Origin of the sequence: Streptomyces sp. NPDC086787 (assembly GCF_044745865.1) — a bacterium.
Taxonomy (GTDB): domain Bacteria; phylum Actinomycetota; class Actinomycetes; order Streptomycetales; family Streptomycetaceae; genus Streptomyces.
The window spans coordinates 238452-257537 of sequence record NZ_JBIVBC010000011.1; the positions used below are offsets into that span (position 1 = coordinate 238452).

14 protein-coding genes and 3 pseudogenes are annotated in these 19086 nt (G+C 69.3%); 13 read left to right on the forward strand and 4 right to left on the reverse strand.

Annotation, left to right across the window (positions count from 1 at the left end; translation table 11 throughout):
- The first annotated feature begins 181 nt into the window (after positions 1–181).
- The gene (locus ACIPK3_RS25010; RefSeq protein WP_402573012.1) at positions 182–1606 is read left to right on the forward strand and encodes a short-chain fatty acyl-CoA regulator family protein; all 1425 of its coding nucleotides are present in this window, start codon (positions 182–184) and stop codon (positions 1604–1606) included.
- A gap of 38 nt (positions 1607–1644) precedes the next feature.
- On the opposite strand, the pseudogene ACIPK3_RS25015 reads toward ACIPK3_RS25010, so the two are convergent.
- Positions 1645–2771 (reverse strand): annotated as a pseudogene (locus ACIPK3_RS25015) (restriction endonuclease); the annotation flags it as partial.
- A 112-nt stretch (positions 2772–2883) separates the two neighbouring features.
- Between ACIPK3_RS25015 and ACIPK3_RS25020 the strand changes: the two are divergent.
- From ACIPK3_RS25020 to ACIPK3_RS25035, 4 genes are all read left to right on the forward strand, one after another.
- A complete protein-coding gene (locus tag ACIPK3_RS25020) occupies positions 2884–3369 on the forward strand; it encodes a hypothetical protein (RefSeq protein ID WP_402573013.1) in 486 nt (161 codons plus the stop codon).
- A gap of 579 nt (positions 3370–3948) precedes the next feature.
- Complete coding sequence (locus ACIPK3_RS25025; protein WP_402573015.1) at positions 3949–4524, forward strand: DUF5994 family protein; 576 nt, start codon at positions 3949–3951, stop codon at positions 4522–4524.
- A 5-nt stretch (positions 4525–4529) separates the two neighbouring features.
- On the forward strand, positions 4530–4754 hold the full coding sequence (locus tag ACIPK3_RS25030) for a hypothetical protein (RefSeq protein WP_402573016.1): 225 nt from the start codon (positions 4530–4532) through the stop codon (positions 4752–4754).
- 136 nt (positions 4755–4890) lie between these two features.
- Positions 4891–5046: a hypothetical protein gene (locus ACIPK3_RS25035; RefSeq protein ID WP_402573018.1), complete on the forward strand. Its 156-nt coding sequence runs from the start codon at positions 4891–4893 to the stop codon at positions 5044–5046.
- A gap of 288 nt (positions 5047–5334) precedes the next feature.
- Here the strand turns inward: ACIPK3_RS25035 and ACIPK3_RS25040 are convergent, their stop codons facing one another.
- From ACIPK3_RS25040 to ACIPK3_RS25050, 3 genes and pseudogenes are all read right to left on the reverse strand, one after another.
- Positions 5335–6186: a L,D-transpeptidase family protein gene (locus ACIPK3_RS25040; protein WP_402573019.1), complete on the reverse strand. Its 852-nt coding sequence runs from the start codon at positions 6184–6186 to the stop codon at positions 5335–5337.
- A gap of 464 nt (positions 6187–6650) precedes the next feature.
- Positions 6651–8267: pseudogene (locus ACIPK3_RS25045) on the reverse strand (MDR family MFS transporter); the annotation flags it as partial.
- A gap of 371 nt (positions 8268–8638) precedes the next feature.
- Positions 8639–8834 (reverse strand): annotated as a pseudogene (locus tag ACIPK3_RS25050) (histidine phosphatase family protein); the annotation flags it as partial.
- Positions 8835–9268: 434 nt separating this feature from the next.
- Here ACIPK3_RS25050 and ACIPK3_RS25055 point away from each other — a divergent pair.
- The 8 genes from ACIPK3_RS25055 (at position 9269) to ACIPK3_RS25090 (ending at position 19060) form a co-directional block, all read left to right on the forward strand.
- Positions 9269–10591, forward strand: coding sequence for an aldehyde dehydrogenase family protein (locus ACIPK3_RS25055; protein WP_402573021.1), 1323 nt, complete (start codon positions 9269–9271; stop codon positions 10589–10591).
- 428 nt (positions 10592–11019) lie between these two features.
- The gene (locus tag ACIPK3_RS25060) at positions 11020–12117 is read left to right on the forward strand and encodes an NAD(P)-dependent alcohol dehydrogenase (RefSeq protein ID WP_402573022.1); all 1098 of its coding nucleotides are present in this window, start codon (positions 11020–11022) and stop codon (positions 12115–12117) included.
- Between the two features lie 286 nt (positions 12118–12403).
- Positions 12404–13549 carry an ALF repeat-containing protein gene (locus ACIPK3_RS25065; protein ID WP_402573024.1) on the forward strand — a complete coding sequence of 382 codons (1146 nt, stop codon included), beginning with the start codon at positions 12404–12406 and terminating at the stop codon, positions 13547–13549.
- A 407-nt stretch (positions 13550–13956) separates the two neighbouring features.
- Positions 13957–14199, forward strand: a complete 243-nt coding sequence (locus ACIPK3_RS25070) for a hypothetical protein (RefSeq protein WP_402573025.1) — start codon at positions 13957–13959, stop codon at positions 14197–14199.
- Entirely contained in the window at positions 14196–14327 is a 132-nt protein-coding gene (locus ACIPK3_RS25075; RefSeq protein ID WP_402573026.1) for a hypothetical protein, read from the forward strand. Before ACIPK3_RS25070 ends, ACIPK3_RS25075 begins: the two co-directional genes overlap by 4 nt.
- 283 nt (positions 14328–14610) lie before the next feature.
- Entirely contained in the window at positions 14611–16827 is a 2217-nt protein-coding gene (gene tap, locus ACIPK3_RS25080; protein ID WP_402573027.1) for a telomere-associated protein Tap, read from the forward strand.
- 10 nt (positions 16828–16837) lie between these two features.
- On the forward strand, positions 16838–17395 hold the full coding sequence (tpg, locus tag ACIPK3_RS25085) for a telomere-protecting terminal protein Tpg (RefSeq protein WP_402573028.1): 558 nt from the start codon (positions 16838–16840) through the stop codon (positions 17393–17395).
- A gap of 267 nt (positions 17396–17662) precedes the next feature.
- Entirely contained in the window at positions 17663–19060 is a 1398-nt protein-coding gene (locus tag ACIPK3_RS25090; protein ID WP_402573030.1) for a beta strand repeat-containing protein, read from the forward strand.
- The last annotated feature ends 26 nt before the right edge of the window (positions 19061–19086 follow it).

A 19086-nucleotide genomic window follows, 5' to 3' on the forward strand; every position in this document is an offset into this window, starting at 1 on the left:
GTGGTCGCCGGGTTCGGCGAGCCGCACTCAGACTCTGGCACTGGCACTGAGTGCCATCAACCGTGGATCAATGCCAACTTCTGCGAATCTTCGACCGGCCATTTGCCAAGTTTGCGAAGGGCGCGCGAAGGCCTCCAGCGCGTACGCTGACCGCATCCCGGACCGGATGGGGAGAAACGCGGTGAGCAAGACGTACGCGGGGGCGCGGCTGAGGCGCCTGCGCGAGGAGCGCGCCATGAGCCAGGCCGAACTGGCCCGGGTCCTGGCGATCTCGCCCAGCTATCTGAACCAGATGGAGCACGACTCCCGCCCGCTCACCGTGCCCGTCCTGCTGCGGCTGACCGAGGCGTTCGGTGTCGACCCGGGCTTCTTCTCCGAACGCGACACCGGCCGCCTCGTCGCCGACCTGCGCGAAGCCCTCGCGGCGGAGATCAGCGCGGCCCGGGTGACCCCGTCCGACCTCGCGGAGCTTGCCTCCCGGATGCCCGGCGTCGCCCAGGTGCTGCTCGACCTCGGCCGCCGCAACCATCTGCTGGCCGAACGCCTCGCCGGCGCCACGGACGCCCGCGACACGGACCCCGTCTCGCCGCGCTCACCCCACGAGGAGATCCGGGACTTCTTCTACCGTCGCCAGAACTACCTCCACGACACCGATCTCGCCGCCGAGGAACTGGCCCGGGAGATCGGCATCCGCCCCGGCGACGTCCTACGGGTCCTCACCGCCCGTCTCACCGACCGCCACGACATCCGGCTTACCGGCGCATCCGGTGCGCACGCCGAGTCCGGTGACCAGCTGCACCACTACGACGAACCGACCCGCACCCTCCACCTGTCCACCCGGCTGCGCCCCGGCCAGCGCGCCTTCCGTATGGCCACCCAGCTCGCCCTGCTCGAATACGGCGACGAACTCGACCGCCTGGCCGCCGAGGACTTCCCGGCCGGCACCCCCACCCACGCACTGGCCCGCATCGGCATCGCCAACTACTTCGCCGCAGCGCTGATCCTCCCGTACACCGCCTTCCGCACGGCGGCCGAAGAGGTCCGCTACGACATCGAGCGCCTCACCGACCGCTACGGCCTCGGCTACGAAACCGTCTGCCACCGTCTGAGCACCCTCCAACGCTCCGGCCTGCGGGGCGTGCCATTCTCCTTCGTCCGGGTCGACCGCGCCGGCAACATGTCCAAGCGTCAGTCCGCGACCGGTTTCCACTTCTCCCGGGCGGGCGGCACCTGCCCGCTGTGGAACGTCTACGAGGCCTTCGCCGCACCCGGCCGGATCCATGTCCAGGTCGCCGAAATGCCCGACGGACAGCGCTACATGTGGACCGCCCGCGCCATCACCCGGCATCGTGGTGGCTGGGGCGAACCCGGCAAGACCTTCGCCATCGGCCTCGGCTGCGAGATCCGCCACGCCCACCGTCTCGTCTACGCCGACGGTCTCGACCTGACCAGCCCGTCCGCCGCCACCCCCATCGGGATGGGCTGCCGCGTCTGCGAACGCCTCCACTGCCCCCAGCGCGCCACGCCCCCGCTCGGCCGTGAACTGCTGATCGACCAGAACGCGACCACGTTCGTTCCGTATCCGGTGGCCGATCGCAAGCCGTGACCGCACGCGCGGGCACGATCGCGCCGCCCGCCGACGCTCTACTCCACGTCCACGCCGTAGTCGACGACGAGTTCCTCCAGGCCGCCCCGGTAGCCCTTGCCGCCGAGGACGAAGTCCCAGTCGCCGTTGGACCTTCTGCGGAAGGAGCCGAGTACCAGGGCGGTCTCGCCGGGCCGGCCGTCGGAGACGTCGAGCCGCCCCAGTTCGGTCATCTGCGGGTCGAGGAGCCGGATACCCGCGTCCGTGAAGCCCGAGAGGTCCGCGTCCGGATTGGTCTCCGGGTCGACTGCGGCCACGAGCACGAAACGGTCGGCGGCTTCGGGCAGGCCGTCGAAGGCCACACAGATCGCGGCCTTGTCGGGTGCGGTGGGGGGAAGCGCTCGCACCGTGCCGTCGGGTGTCTGCTGGTTGTTGAAGAAGACGAAGTGGTCGTCGCTGAGGACGCGGTTGCCGTGGCAGACCAGAGCGCACACGTCCAACGCGACGCCACCGGTCCACGACATGCCCAGAATGTTGTAGTCGGCGGGCAACCGCGTCTCCGGGGCCCGCGGTGCCGTTCGCGCCGCGACCGGGCGGTTCGCTTCGCCCAGCCGCCCACGCAGTCCGTGACGGTGCAGTAGGTCGACCAGCTCCGGTCCTGGAATCAGTTCCAGGGGTTTGCCGTTGGCGAAGGTGCGTGAGCCGGGGCCGAACCCCGACGTCGTCACCAGGACGCCCTTGTTGGCGCCGGCATCCTGCACGGTTCCGTACAAGTCACGCACGGCGGTGGGCGGCACCGTGTTGCGGTAGCGCTTCACCTGTACGACGATCTTCCCGCCGCGGATCGGCGTCGGGTCCAGTGCGTCGACGTCCACACCGCCGTCGCTGGAGCGCTGGGTGGTGACCGCCTGCATCCCCATGGCCCGGAACAGCTCGGCAACCAGGTTCTCGAAGGCGATCGGATCCATCTCGTACAGATCGGGGTCCATGTCGCCGCCATGGGTGGCCACACGGTTCCCGACGTCCTGCGGCCGACGGCTCGGCCGCACCGCCGTGAGCTGTCGGGGCGGGCCGAGAGCTGCCCGCGCAGTGCGTCGGCCAGACAACTGCAGGCGTCCACCTGGGCCAGGTGCAGGTCGCGGAATGTCGAGCGCCGGGCCAGGACGGTGGCCAGGTAGATGTGGCCCGCGTGCACGGCCCCGTTACTCCTGCTGCCCCTCCTGGCGGCTGGACCGGCCTCGGCCGCGGCCACGGACTCGCCCCCGCCAGCCACGCTCGTGCACGGCAGCACAAGAGCGGTGCAGCCCGGTGACATCCTGACCGTCAACGCCCGGCGGTACCAGATCGGATACGGCGACAGCGTCAGATCCTCCGTGTTCACCGCGGACGGAAAGTTCCGGATGATGGACCCGCTGGTCACCACCACCGTCGTCATCGCCTGCGACGCCCGACCGGGCGTCTACCCGGTCCTGCTGCGCAGCGCCGGCACCGTGGGTCCCGAAGAGCACCCGCGCCGCTGGGCACGGCTTCGCGTCGCACCGGCCGACGACGCGGCCCGCCGCGCCTGCCGCGACAAGGTGAGCAAGCTCCCTCCGCCCGCCCAGGAGGAACGCTGGGCCCGAGCGACTCCTGGCCCCAGTCCGAGTGGGACGTACGCACCTTCCGCGCCGGCAGCCGCATCACGATCAACGACAACGACGACGAGGGAGCGGACGGCGAGATCACCCTCACCTCCCGCGCCTTCACCGACCACCCCGTCCTGCGCGGCGAGAAGGTCGTCCTGACCGGCACCACAACCATCACCTGCGACGCCAAGCCGGGCCTCTACGCCGTCTACCGGCGCAACACCACCGAGAAACTCCCCAACAAGCTGTGGGCACGGCTGCGCGTCGCCCCCGCCCCACCGGGAAAGACCTGCACCGCCCAACAGAAGACGGGCCAAACCGAGTTGATCGCGTGGACGGCGGGCGGAGCGGCCCTCGCGGCAGCGGCGGCCACGGCACTCCTGCTGCGGAGCCGCTCCCGGCGGGCGGACTCCTCCGGTTCGTAAACCAGCTGCGACTCCGAAGCCGCCCAGAGGATGCCACGTCCGGGAGGCCGGACTTCGAGGTCGCGTCGATCGAGGCGTATCGGGCAGTCGGCGCAGGAAGTCCGGTTTCGATGTCCCGCGTGAACGGCCGCCCTGGCCGCAGGGCAACCGGGCCGCCGGAAAGTACCAGGTCAAGACGGTCAAAGGACGCTGAAAGGGCGTATAGTGAAAGTACCGGAAGCACTTCGTACACCGGCTTCCACGCGGGTGTCGTTTCCGGCGATCACGAAAAAAACCGGGCTGCCGACGGACAGCCCGGGGGCAGGTCCGCACCATGACCACCACCCTTGACCGGACCATGCCGCGAGAGATCGACGTGGAGCCCCCGACACGCTTGTCCCTCACCCCGAGGACCACCCCCGACGGCCAGTTCGACGGTGCCTGGTGGCCCTACTCGCGCGAGCTGGAGGCCGAGCTTCCGCCGCTCGCAGCCGCACTCGACAAAGCCTGGGGACGCATCACACGCGTCACCGTGAACCCCACCCGCTGGCCCGTCATCCCACGCAAGGTGCCGGTAGCCGGGCACACCGTGCATGTGGGCTGGTTCACCGAACAACACCCCGACAAGCTGATCCTGCTCTCCTACACCGTCGGCCGCTGGGACCTGCTGGTGATCCCGCCCGAAACCGAACCCGCCGCCGCAGCCCGCCTGATGGCCGCCGCAGCGATCCCCGGGAGCATCCTCACCGCCGACGCGCTGATGGCCGACGAAGCCGTCATCGAGCGCCGCATCCGCGACACCCTGCGCCGGGAAGCCGCCTGGGAGAACGACGGCGGAGCCTGCATGTCCCCCTTCGGGACGCCGATGGGCCGACCCGCCCACCCCCTGCCCGGAAACACCCGGAGGTGAGATTCATGCAGACCCTCGTTCTCACCGCGGTGCTCATCCTCGCGACCGGCATCGGGATGTGCCTGATCCACTTGCTCAACGCGCAACACGATGCCCGGATCGCCGCCCACCACTACAGCGACCCCCTGCCGAGACCCCCCGGCCAGCCGGACGACACCACATCGAGCCCACCGTACGCATACGGACCGGCACGAGTGCCTTACGCGAAACACATCGCCGGCAGTTGGTAGGGGCGTGCTGCGGCTCCGTCCCCACTTGGTCCTATCGACTGCCGCCTGCACCTGCTTGTCTGCGGCTGTGCCTTCCCGGCGAGGTCGCCGAACTGGTCCCCGCAGCGGGCCGTGATGCGGTGACGGCCTGCTGCCAGTGTCCGCCCCCGCCGGCCTGCCGGTGGTGTCCCAGGCCGCCCCCGCCCTGGCCGCCGGCGACGAGGCAACCTTCCCCTCGCTCGGCCGCAACAACACCCAATGGGTGCCCGGCACCGCGCACACCTCGGCCTCGGTGAGTCCGGCGGCGACCTGAAGTCACCCTCTCCTCCGCTCGAAGCACGGCGCACGCGGGACATCATCGACTGTCCCGCAACGCCCGGACAGTCAGCCGTGCCGAGTGCCACCGTCGCAGTCACTCCGCCGGAGCAGCGGCCAGGGCCCGACCTCAAAGGCCATCGACGGTGATCGTCGGAGAGGTGATTTGCCGTCATGAACCCACCTGCACACAAGAGTTGTCGCGTGAGGTGGTGCAACATCACTCGATCCCTGCTCTGGAAAACGAGGGGTGTCGAACATCGACCAGACCACCCGAGGGCAGTCACTACTCGGCGAGCGAGGCGTTGTCCCCCATGACGATGATCGGGTGCAGGCTCGGATCGAGGGTGCGCAGGAGCGTCTTCATGTGCTCCTGGGCGATGGAGACGCAGGCGTGGGTGGGGCCACCGTGGTCGACGTGGATCCAGATGCCGCCACCCTTGCCCGCTCCCTCGGGCCGCGCCCAGTCGTAGGGCGGGACGCCGGTGTGGCGGTTGTAGTTGATGGCCACGACGTAGTTGAAGGAACCCGCGAGGGACTCGCCCCTGAACCCGGTGCCCCCGACCGCGAAGGCGGAGCGGTTCCGGGCGTAGGGCAACTTGCTTCCGGGGTCCGGCATCCGGCCACCCGCGTCGGTCAGCGTGTACACCCCGACGGGCGAGCGCAGGTCGTTCAGGTGGTGGTCGGTGGTCCAGCCGTTCCTGGCGTTGTGCGCCGCCCAGGACACCTGGGCCTGCCAGCCGTCGGCGGTACGGCGATAGAGCACGAGACGGGAGTCCGGGGAGTCCTTGCCCACCCCCGTGACCACTACGGCCTGCCGGGTGTCCGCCGGTATTCGGGCCAGCATGCCGGGGCCGAGTCCAGGCAGCTGCTGCGGTGGCTGGTGCACCACCGGGGTCATGATGTGGCCGGAGGAACCGCTGCGGCCCGACGAGTTGTCCGGGGCGTCGTCGGAGTGCGCGGAGTGCCCGGAGTGCCCGCTCGCGAGGCCCAAACTGGTGCCTGAGGTCCGGGTTTCGCCCGAGTGGACGAACACGTAACCGGCCCCGAGCACGCCGAGACCGGCGAGCGCCCCGACGACCAGCGTCCGGCCACGGTTGCCGCCCGCTTTCCGGGCGCGATGACGTCCGTCGCCCACCGGGGTCTGAGTCGCTGATGCGACGGCGTGCTCCCGTGACGTTCCGTCGAAAGCCCTACGGCGTCCGGTGGGTGGCATGGCGTTTCCCTGTTCGGTTGTCACTCGGATGTCTCCCGCACGTCACAGCCTGCTTCGCCCACTGCGACAGCCACGGATCAGATTGAGATTTCCATGTGGTGATCACATGACCGAGGCATCACGGAACGATAACGGGCCTGGTTGTGTGCGTGACATCTCGTGAACAGAGCCAGGCGCCGCCGACAGGACCGGACGGAATCATTCCGCGCGACCTCGCGACGCGGCTCGGCTTCTCGCCCTCGGTGGCAGGCTCAATGCCGAGCCGCCTGCCCCTCGGCGTCCGACACCACCGTGTGCGGTGGTGGTCGGACGCCGAGGGGCAGGCGGCCTGCGAGGAGTCGGGCGTGCACCCGTCTGTCAACATGACCGGGCGGCACGGGTCACGCGGCCTGCTTCTCGTCGGGCTGGGCCAGCCCGACGGACGTCCGCAGCGGGGCCTCCTCGATGAAGAGGCAGAGCAGGAAGGCGAGGAGTGCGGAGGGGGCGGCGTAGAGGAAGACGTCGGCGATGCCGTGGCCGTAGGCGCTCTCCAGCCAGGTGCGGACCGGGGCGGGCAGCAGGTTCATGTCGGGCAGTGAGCCGCTGCCGGTCGCGTGGGCGGCCGCGGCCTGTGCCTTCGGGGTCAGGTCGCCGATGGTGTCGGTGGCGTAGTGGGTGATGCGGGTGGACATCAGCGAGCCGAGCACGCCGACGCCGACCGCGCCGCCGAGCGAGCGGAAGAAGCTGATCACGGAGGAGGCGGCGCCCAGGTCCGCCGGGCCGACCTGGTTCTGGGCGGACAGGACGAGGTTCTGCATCATCATGCCGACGCCGATGCCCAGGAGCGCCATGTAGGTGGCCAGCTCCCAGTAGGGGGTGTCGTAGCGCATCAGGCCGAGCAGGGACATGCCCGCGGTGAGGAAGACGCCTCCCGAGACGAGCCAGGCCTTCCAGCGGCCGGTGGCGGTGATGAACCGGCCGGAGACCGTGGAGGAGACGAACATACCGGCGATCATCGGGATGGTCATGACGCCGGACATGGTCGGCGACTCGTCGCGGGCGAGCTGGAAGTACTGGGAGAAGAAGACCGTGCCGCAGTACATGCCGACACCGACGAACAGTGAGGCCAGCGAGGCCAGCGAGATGGTGCGGTTGCGGAACAGGCGCAGCGGGATGACCGGTTCGGCGGCCCGGGTCTCAACGAAGACGAACAGCAGGGCGAGCAGGACGGTGCCGCCGACCATGGTGTAGGTCTGCCAGGACAGCCACTGGTACTTGTCGTCGGCGAAGGTCACCCAGATCAGCAGCAGCGAGGCGGCCGCGGTGATGAGGAACGCGCCGGTCCAGTCGACCTTGACCTTCCGCTTGGCGACGGGCAGACGGAGCGTCTTCTGCAGGACGACCAGTGCGATCAGCGCGAACGGGATGCCGACGAAGAGGCAGTAGCGCCAGCCGAGCCAGTCGGTGTCGGTGATGACACCGCCGAGCAGCGGGCCGCCGGCGGTGGCGATGGCGAAGGTGGCACCGTTGTAGCCGGAGTAACGGCCGCGCTCACGCGGGGAGATCATCGCAGCCATGATCACCTGGACCAGGGCCGTGAGACCGCCCGCGCCCAGCCCCTGCACCACACGGGCGCCGATCAGCATCGCCGGGCTCTGCGCCAGACCGGCGATGACCGAGCCGATGACGTAGATGACCAGGGACATATGGACCAGCGCCTTCTTGCTCATCAGGTCGGCGAGCTTGCCCCAGATCGGGACGGACGCGGTCAGGGAGAGCAGCGCCGCCGTGACGACCCAGGTGTACGCGGACTGGCCGCCGCCGAGGTCCTTGATGATCGTCGGCAGTGCGTTGGTGACGATCGTCGAGGAGAGGAGCGCGGCGAACAGGCCCAGCAGCAGGCCCGAGAGCGCCTTCATGATCTGCCGGTGCGTCATGGGCGCGTGCCCCTGGTCGCCTTCGTGCTCGGGCACGCCCTTCGGCTTCGCGTGGGCCCGCACGGCGGCCGGTGTGATCGTTGCCATGGTCTTCCTTCTCCAACGTCTCGGATTCACCTGAAGCACAGATCCGCGCTTCGTCGTGCCGGGAGTGCTCGCCCGGCCCTGCGATCGACCGCCAGTACGGTGCGTCGTTCGGCGTGACCGAGACTCTGACGGGACACCGTCCACTTTCCAGAGCAAATACGACCGACTGCTGTCCGCTCAGGTCCGCTCATGTCCACTCCGGTCCCGCCATTCACGCTCTGTCACAAGAACCTGACGAGCTGGTATGTGACAGCGGGCGGGGGCGGCCGCGCCCCCTGAGCAGTCGACGTCAGTGGCGACAGCGACGACGAGCGCGTGACGACCACCAGGTCTGATCCGTGGTGCCTCAGGCAGTGTTGGTGCGAGCCTCGGACGTGGAGCTCCTGCGGGAAGCCGGTCCAGCGGAGCTCGGCGGGGAGGTGGCCGATGTCGTTGAAGAGGAAAACCGACGGGGCGCCGGGCGCGTAGCGGATGACAGTCAGTCAGCGCCGCGTTGGCGTGGCTGATGCCCATCCAGCGCCACTTCGGGGCGTCGAGGACAGCTCGGACGAGCCGGCCGACAAGAAAGTAAGCAGGGCGGCTTACCGGCTCCGGGAGGGACACCGACCCGCGCAGGCCGGCTCCACGAAGGGCTGGGATCTACCTTCAGGCGGATCAACGTCTCGCAAGCCCCAACATCCGGAAGAGCCCCAAGGACCTGTCAGCCGTCGGCCGGCGCTGGTTTCCCCGGAGAGACAGCGAACTCCCGCAGCCCACCGATTCACACGGCGTGGCGACATCGGCGGCGACCGCGAGTGGACAGGAATGGACGGTCCTCGCCCCAGTCAGCTCTGGAAAGCGGACAGCTCCCCGGCAGAAGGTTGGCCACATCGAACGACGCACTGTGATGGGTCGATCGAAGGGGTGAGCACTGCTCTGCGGCGGTGAACACCGAACGAACCCGAACCCACCCCCGTGCGTGACCCGCGCCGGTCGCGCCGCACTATCAGCGAGGTCTCCCCGTGAATCACTCCTGCTCCGAGTCACCGACCGACATCGTGGCGCGGCTGCGTGCCACCTTCCGCACCGGCCGTACCAAGTCCCTTGAATGGCGCACGGCACAGTTGCGCGGGCTGCGGGAAATGCTCATCGAGGGCGGCGCAGACCTGGCCGCGGCTCTTCACGCCGACCTCGCCAAGCCTTCCAGCGAGGCGTACCGCACGGAGATCGATTTCACTCTGCGGGAGATCGACCACACGCTCGACCACCTTCAGGCGTGGCTGGCTCCCGAGTCCGCAGCGGTCCCGCCGCAGCTGGGGCCGGACGCAACGGCCTGGACGCAGTACGACCCGCTGGGGGTCGTACTGATCATCGCCCCGTGGAACTACCCGGCCGGGCTGCTGCTCGCTCCGATGGTCGGCGCGCTGGCTTCCGGCAACGCGATCGTGGCCAAACCGAGCGAGCTGGCTCCGGCCACTTCCGCAGCGCTGGCCAGGCTGCTGCCGGCATACCTCGACACCGAAGCGGTGGCCGTCATCGAGGGCGGAATCCCCGAGACCACGGCACTCCTGACCGAGCACTTCGACCACATCTTCTACACCGGCAACGGCATGGTCGGCCGGATCGTCATGCGGGCCGCCGCCGAACACCTCACCCCCGTCACCCTGGAACTGGGCGGCAAGTCCCCGGTCTTCGTCGACCGCGACACCGATCTCGACGTGGTCGCAGACCGCCTGGCCCGCGGCAAGTTCCTGAACGCCGGGCAGACCTGCATCGCTCCGGACTACGTGCTCACCGACCCGCAGACCGCCGCCGCCCTCGAACCCGCCCTCATCCGCGCCATCGAGAATCTGTACGGCACCGATCCCGCGACGTCCGGGGAGTACGGACGGATCGTCAACGAGCGGCACTTCGACCGTCTCACCGGCCTGCTCGGCTCCGGCCGCGTGGTCGTGGGAGGCGGCAGTGACCGGACGAGCAAGTTCATCGCCCCGACCGTCCTGGCCGACGTCGACCCCACCTCCCCGGTCATGCAGGAGGAGATCTTCGGCCCCATCCTGCCGATCGTCACCGTCACCGGCCTCGACGAGGCGATCGACTTCGTCAACGACCGCGACAAGCCGCTCGCCCTGTACGTGTTCACCGAGTCCGACGACACCCGGCGCCGCTTCGCCGCCGAAACCACCTCCGGCGGCCTCGGCTACGGCCTGCCCGTGGCCCACGTCATGGTCCTGGACCTGCCTTTCGGCGGCGTCGGCGAGAGCGGCATGGGCAGCTACCACGGCCACCACTCCATCGAGACCTTCAGCCACCGCAAAGCCATACTCGCAAAACCGCTGGCCTGAGAGAGCGTCAGCTCCGACCTTCCCCGGCTCGCGACCGCTCGATCACCGTACTGATCGCCATACGCGAAAACCGCATCCGAGCGACCAACCGGATGTGCATCGGACACTGACCGAGCCGATGATCACAGCCTCGAAGCAGAACAGGTGGCACGGCCGGCAACCGGGCCCCCGGGACCTGCGACCCGAGAGAGGCCGTGAACGCGGCCATCCACCAGACCAGAACCGGACGGGCTGTCAGCAGCGCTACCTGCCCCCACGACGGCTGACCACGGAGCCCGGTGGTTGACAACCCAGATATCAACCACCGGGCGGCGATCGCGCGCAAGACACCCCGGAGACGGCAGAAAAAGGACGTGCATGTCGTCGAAGCGGGCCGTGCACAGTCACGTTTCCCGCACCGCGCATGACATCAGATGAAGGAGATTCGGATGAAGATTGAAGCCGCGGTGTTGCGCGGGGCGAGCGACCCCTACGCCATCGAGCCGGTCGAGCTGGCGCCTCCCGGACCCGGCCAGGTGCTGGTACGGATCGTGGGGGCGGGGTTCTGCCACACGGACATGCTGCCGAGGACGCCCGGGTTCATGGCCCAGCCGCCCGTCATCACGGGACATGAAGGCTCCGGGACAGTGGAGGAAGTGGGCCCCGGTGTCACCGGAATCGCCCCTGGCGCTCACGTCGTGCTCTCCTTCGACTCCTGCGGAGCGTGCCAGAACTGCCTTGGCGGACAACCGGCGTACTGCGAGAACTTCTTCCGCCTCAACCTCACCGGCTCCGGCCTCGACGCCGCCGGCCCGGCCACCGACCACCACGGACACCCCGTGGCGGCCCGCTGGTTCGGTCAGTCGTCGTTCGCGACCCATGCGCTGGCCACCGCACGCAACATCGTCGAGGTGGACAAGGACCTGCCGCTGGAACTGCTCGGCCCGCTGGGCTGCGGGATCCAAACGGGCGCCGGTTCGGTCCTCCTCTCCCTGCAGGTTGGGGCAGGCTCCAGCATCGTCGTCTTCGGAGCAGGCGGGGTGGGGCTGTCCGCGATCATGGCCGCCCGCGTCGCCGGGGCCACCACGATCGTGGCAGTGGACCTGCACGAGAGCCGGCTGTCCCTGGCCCGTGAACTCGGCGCCACCGCCACGGTGCACGGCGGCGACGACGACATCGTGGCGCAGCTGCGCAAACTCACCCGGGGAGGAAGCCAGTACGCCCTGGACACCACCGGGATCCCCGACGTCATCAACACGGCCATCGAGGCCCTGAGGCCCACGGGCACCGTCGGCTTGGTCGGCGTCCCGTCACGGCCTCTGACCCTTCCCCCCGCCGCCCTGGCACAGGGCAAGAACGTGAGGGGAATCCTGGAGGGTGACGCCGTGCCCCAGCTCTTCATGCCGAAGCTGCTGGAACTGTGGCAGCAGGGTCGCTTCCCCTTCGACCGGCTCGTGCGGACCTATCCACTCAGCGCGATCAACGACGCCGAGCGGGACTCGGCGGCAGGCACGACCATCAAGCCCGTGCTGTTGCCGGGCAGCTGAGCCCGGCGGCGAGAGGAACACACCATGAAACACGCCTGGCCACTTTCCGGTGGCCGGCGCGGCGCGGGTACGTGCACCACCGGGCCGACCCCTTGATCAGGTTTCGGCGGCGCGCGTCATTCCTGGACCAGGTTCGCTACCCGGCACTGCACATGGCGGCCTGGTCCTTGAGTGACCGTTGTTGCACGGTTTTCCGGAGTATCCGTGCAACCATTTGCACAGGTGGCCGGTCTTTTGTCCCGTGAAGAACGTTTCCAGTGGGGTATTCCCCACGAAATTGTCCCGGATGGCAGTGGCGGTCACCACCGCCGCCCTGGCTCCGGTCGTCCTGCTCTCGACGCCGGTGTTCGCCGCCGGCACCGAGACCGCGTCCACCAACCCGCCCGCTCCGACCGCGCCCGACCAGGCAGCGACGGACCAGCCGGGGCAGGACCAGGCGGAACAGGACCGCAAGACCATTCTCGCGATCATCGCCGACCCGATGGCCAGCGAGTACATGAAGGAGGCCGGCCTCAAGGCCATAGCCGACGGCCCGACGGCCATGCGCAGGTTCATCGAGACCGACCAGCACAGGATCCGTCTCGACGACTACCGAGTGATGATCTCCAGGCTCCTGATCGGTGCCGGCCCTTGCCTGAAGGAAGGCGTCAAGGAACTCCTCAGCGACGAGAAGACTCTGGAAGAGCTGCGCCACTTCTACGACGTCACCCAGCATGAGCTGCGCGACCGGGACAACCGTCTCGAGATCACCAAGCTGGTCGGCAGAGGCGGCCCCGCGGTGAAGGAAGCGGGCAAGAGGGCCCTCAAGGGCACTCCGGCCGACCGGGCCGCCTTCCTGGAGACGGGCCGCTACCTCGCCCAGGCCGAGGACGACCGGGCCGAGCTCACCCGGATCGACGAAGCCTGGAACGGTCCCATCCTGAGCGAGGCGATCAGCAAACTCCTCAACGGTCCCGCGACCCCCGCCGAGCTGCGCCACTTCCTGGAGGTGACGCAGTACGAGCTGCGAGACCAGGACAATCGCGTCACGATCGCAAAGATGATCAATGGTGGCGGACCAGAACTGGTCAAGGCCGCCCGCGCCGCCCTGAAGGGCACTGCGGCCGATCGCGTCGAGTTCCTGGCGACCGGCCAGCACGACGCCCGCGCGAATGACGAGAAGGCCCGGCAGGAGAACGACAAGAACGAGAGCCACCAGCGCCGGAACAACTCCGGCACCGGCAGCAGCCCCGCCGGCACCAGCACCAGCACCGGCGCGGGTGAGGGCGGCGGCAACACCACCGTGACCCCGCAGGGCAGCACCGGCTCCTCCCTCGCCGCCACCGGCGCGGGAGGCACCACCCTGATCGCAGGCGGCGCGGGTACCGCGCTCATCGCCGGCGCGGGCCTCCTGCTCGCCGCGCGGATGCGCCGCGCCGGCTCCGCACGCTGACCCGGGACCCCCAGCAAGCAGGTACCCGGCTGCGCCCCTCACCAAGGGCGCAGCCGGGCTCCTCGCCCTCATCGGCGGCCTGGCAGTTCATGGCCGGACGGGAGTGAATCCCGAGGCTCACTGCAACCGCGCCGGACTGTCGATAGCCGGCGGATCCCCGGCGCTCACCGCTGCTGCCACCAGTCGTACCGGTCAGAGGCGTCGCAGCCCGGGTTCCGCGGGACCGTGCGGTTAGCCACGCTCGGGGTGGTCAGGCACAGGCGCTTTCCGAGCTCTGCCCCATCGTCACGGTCGAGTCCCCGGGTTTCGTGGCGGAAGGGTGCCAGAGCTGGACTGCCCGGGTGCTTACAACAGGGTCGCAAGGTGTCAGCGTGATTGCCCCCGGCGCGAGCCCCGATGGAGCGGTGATGCACCCTCCGGCTCTCGGACTCGCCGCTCTGCTCCACGCGGCGACCATCACCGAGCTGCGCCTGCTCACCGACAGCGGCATCAACTTCCACTACCAGAGCGTTCAGTTCCCCGGCGGCTCTGCTCGGACAACCCTCATCTGCTCGTCACCCGGCTCACCCGGCCGCACCGCGGGCCGCCCTGCCGACGCCGCGCACATCCGCGACAGCATCGCCCCCTCGGCTTGCTGCCACACATCTTGAGTTCCACCCGCCTGCTCACCCTCGCAGACGAACTCGACATCAAGGTACTCACCGCCTCGCTGGACATGTCGTACGCAGGAGTCGCCCACCACCGGCCCGGAACAACACCACCAGCCGGCTTCGCCTGACAGACCACTCATTGCTCTGGGAAAACAACAGGCCGTGCGTTGTAACGCTGCCGCACAGGGCGTCTGCAATTCCCGATCTCCCGCACCAAGCCGCGCCCTTGGCCCGTTCAGGCATGGCCAGACACCACCGCGGATCCTCGGCCAAAGAGCCTGCAGCAGCCCAGGCCCGAGGACGCCCTTCCGGGAGCAACCGTGAACCTCCAACTGTCATTTACGCCATCCGTACGCGTTTGGTACGCGACATGTGTGCTTCGCGCTAGGGTTGCGGAACTGGAGGTGCTGCATGTCCGAGCTGTTCGACGCGGTCGACGCGCTCATCGCGTCCCGCTCCCCGTTGCCGCCCCCGGCAGAGCGCAAGCGTCTGCGCCAGGCGCACGGCCTGACGCTGGACGAGGTGTCCGCCGCACTGCAGGTGCGGCGCGCGACGGTCAGCGGCTGGGAGGCCGGCAAGACCGAGCCGCGGCCGCCGGAGCGCGACGCATACGCCCGCATGCTCAAGCAGCTCGCCCAGCTCTACCCCGCCAACGCTCCAGTGCCCCCCGGGGACACAGTGGTCCCCGGAACGCCTGCCGCTCCGGCCGCTCCCGCGCCATCGGCAGCTGAACCGGCCCAAGCCCACGCTGACTCCGAGCCTGCTCGTACGATCACTGCACGCCGCTCCGTCGGCCCTGCCGCTGTACCGCGTCCGGCGGCCATGACCAGGCCGACGCCGCGCGGTCCGGCCCCGAAGCAGGCCGCCCCCGCCAACACTCCGGCAGGCGGGAGGGATGCGAGGTTCGAGAACGGTCCGCTTGCGGTCGTCGACGTCGACGCAGAGGGTCGGGTGCTGGCGTACTGCGTCGGCGGTCTGGTCCTGGACGTGGCCGCCAAGTCGCTTCCCGCGCTGGTGGAGTGGACGCTGCGCGAAGGGTGTCTCGGTCAGCCGAAGTTGTCCGGGCCGGGCAAGGACGTCGACCCGCTGATCGTGCTGACCGGGGCCGCGCTGGAGCGCTACGGCCTGCCCGTCGCGCTCACCAAGGAGGAGCGCCTGGCCGGCCGGATCCCGGAGGGCCACAAAGTCATCAAGCAGCTGACGCGCGCCGACTGGCAGCTGACCAAGCGCGGGTTCGGGCCGTGGGCGCGGATCTACCGCCCCGCGCAGGGCTCGGAGCGCTCTTGCGTGCAGTTGTGCATCCCGTCGTGGGACGCGCTCGACACCCGGCACTGGGCCGATGCGGGGCAGCTGCCGCCGGCGGATCTGGCCCGGCTGCTGGGCATGTATGCGGCCCGGGTGATGACGCCGCGCGGATCGACCGCCGTGACCGGCCTGGAACTGATGACCGCCCTGCACCCGCCGACCCGCGCTTCCGAACCGGACGCGGACGGCAGGCGGCATTCCGAGCACAACCCCGGCTCGCTGGGCAAGGACCCGGTGGACTGCGCCCCCTGCGAGGCCCCCGACGGGCACCCGCTGCTCGCCGACCTGCCGCGTTTCCACCACCGCACCCCGGCCGAGGTCCTGGTGGAGGAGGCGTACGACTGGGCGCGCCCGCTCACCGACGCCGAGTGCCTCCGCCCCCACCTGGTGGGCATCGACGTGAACATGGCCTTCGCCGCCGGCGCGAACGGCCTCACGGTCGGCCTGGGCGTGCCGACGTACGTCAAGAACCCCGTCTTCGATCCGAAACTGCCCGGCTCCTGGCTGGTCGACCTGAGCCACGTCGACCTGTCCCGTGTGAAGGTCGCCAAGGACAAATGGGCGCAGCTGGACGGCGAGTTGCTGCCGAGCCCGTTCACGCCGAAGGGCGAGCGCCCGACGGGTCCGGCCTGGTACGCCACACCGACGTTGGCGTACGCGGTGGAGCTCGGCTACGAGGTGACGCCGGTCGAGGCGTACGTCCGTCATGACAACGGCCGTTACCTGGACGGCTGGTACAACCGGCTGCGCGATGCCTATCTCGCCACGATGGCCGACCTCGGCGTGCACGCGGACCTGCCGCCGGCGGACTTCCTCGCGGCGATGGACGGCTACCGGCAGCGCGACCCTCAGCTGGCGATCGTGGTGTCCGCGATCAAAGCAACCGTGAAGGGCGGCATCGGCAAGCTGCGCGAGCGCCCGCGCGGGGAGGGCTGGAAGCCCGGTCAGCCGTGGCGGGCCCTGGCCCGGCCCACCTGGCGCCCGGACATCCGCGCCGCGGTCATCTCCCGCACGCGGATCAACATGCACCGCAAGATCGTCAAGCACGCCGCCTTCACCGGGCAGTACCCGGTGGCCGTCCTCTCGGACTGCGCCGTGTACGCCTCCGACGGGCCCTCCCCGCTGGACCTCCTGCCCTACCGGCACGGCAAGCCGCTGCCAGGCGGCTTCAAACTCGGGGTCAACCCGGGCCTGGTCAAGCACGAGGGCACGCAGAGTGTGCTGTGGGGCGAGGGGGTGCGCGAGCAGTTCAACGCTCCGGAGCTCAACCTCGCCCGGTACATCAAGGACGGCACCGTCACCGACCAGGACACCGGGGAGTAGGTAGACCGCGATGAGCATGTTCGGGGACGGCCTGGACGCCGCGGTGCAGAAGGCGTTCACCCGCCCGGCGCCCAAGAGCGCGCCCGCGCAGATGCGGTACCTGGTCAAGCAGTACAAGGGCACCAAGGCGGTCGCCCAGATGCTGCGGATCTCGCAGCGCACGGTCGAGCGGTACGTGAAGAACCAGATCAAGAAGCCCCGCCCGGACCTCGCAGCCCGCCTGGAGCGGGAGGTGAAGAAGCGCTGGCAGCCGCAGATCCGCGCCCAGGCACGGCAAAAGGCAGCGACCACCGGCGGCATCGTCATCGACACCCGCGCCCGCATCGGCTACACCGCACCCATCGGCACGACGGACGAGGAACGCCTCCGGCACCTGACCGTCGCGCTGCCGCCCCGCTACGCCGCCCGCCTCTTCGACGCCCAGGAGTCCGGCGCCACCGACCGGCAGCTCCAGCAGATCGCCGCCGAAGCACTCAAGGACATGTACTTCCAGGACAACGGCCGCCGCGCCGGCCAGCTGGAGGAAGTCCGTTTCACCGACATCGAGCACCTGGAGTTTGACCTTTAGCAACCGCGCCCGAACAGCCCGCGAGCCCGGGCTGTGAGAAGCTGTGCCAGATCCGATGATCAGTGACGTTGGGTAGCGCTTTCTGCACTTCGCAACCTTGGCGGGCTGAGTAGGGCTGCACGGATGAACCCCTGCGCCCAGACGGAGCGTTTCGGCAGCCGGGCAGTGCACCGTGCCAGCATCCGGGAATCGTCGTTGTGCCTCGGCCGACCGCCTGGGGGATCAGCACGGGACCGATGAAATCGCCCAGCGGCAAGGAGCAGGTAGATGACCCAGCGCGTGGCCGGGCGGCGTCCCCTCCGGACAGTCTTCACCATCACTGGGGTTCTGGGGCTCACGGTGGGCGCCGTGCCCGCCCACGCCGTGCCCATCGTCATCAACGTCCCCTGCACCGGCGTGGGAGGCGGAACAGCCGGCCTCAACGCCGCCGTCACCACCCTCAACGGCAACGCCGGCGGGGGCACCATCACACTCGCAAGCTATTGCGTCTACCCGTACGCAGCCGACAGCGGAGACGGACAGAACGCCCTGCCCCCGATCACCAACACCATCACCATCACCGGCAACCACGCCACGCTCCAGCGCACCGGTGCCGGCTTCTACCGGCTGATCACCGTGGCTTCCGGCGGCACCCTCACCGCCGACACGCTCACCGTGATGAACGGCTCCACCACCTCCCGTGGAGGCGGCATCTTCGTCGACAACGGCGGCACCCTCAGCGGCACCGGCCTGACGATGCAGGGCAACGCCGCCTCCGCCGAGGGCGGCGGTCTGCGGGTGACGGCCGGCGGTACGGCGACCCTCACCTCCAGTCTCGTCCAGGACAACAGAAGCAGCGACGGAGGCGGTATCAGCAGCCGCGGAGCCCTCACGCTCCACGGCACCACGGTGTCCTCCAACAGAGCGAAGTTCGACGGGGGCGGCATCGAAAGCGGCGGCAGCGCCTTCACCGTCGACAGCGGCAGCGTCATCAAGAACAACACCGTTGACGGTGGACTCGGTTCCTTCGGGGGCGGCCTCAACGTGTACTCGGCGGGGGGCACCATCACGGACACCGTGATCACCGGCAATGTCGTCCAAAGAGGCGCCGGAGGGGGCGTCTACATCGATTCGGGCGCCGATCTCACGATCACTAACTCCAATATCAGTGGCAACACCATCATCACCCCGACCGGCTTCGGCGCGGGCGGCGCGGGCGTGTATGCCCAGGACGCTGGCACTTCCGTGATCCTGGACAGCAGCACGGTCGCCAGCAACAAGATCGTCGGTTTCCAGGGGCGCGGCGCGGGTCTCGCCGTTGACGACGCTGCCTCAATGACCTTGCAGAACACCACCAGTGCCGCCACTGTCAGGAACAACCTGGCCTCGGGTCAGTACTCCCAGGGCGGCGGCATCTACGCCGCGAGCGGCACGACCCTCACTACCACTGGCGCCGCCATCACCGCCAACAAGGCTACCGGCACCGGCTCCCAGGGCGGCGGCATCTTCAACAACGGCGGGACCGTCACCCTGAACAACACCACCTCCGTCACCTCCAACAGCGCCGCCACCGGCCCCGGCGGCATCTGGACCAGCACCCCCTTCGCCACAGGCGCCACCATCACCGGCAACCTCCCCACCAACTGCGCCGGAAGCCCCGCGACCGTCACCGGCTGCACCGGCTGAACACCCAGGAGGATCTACACCGAGTG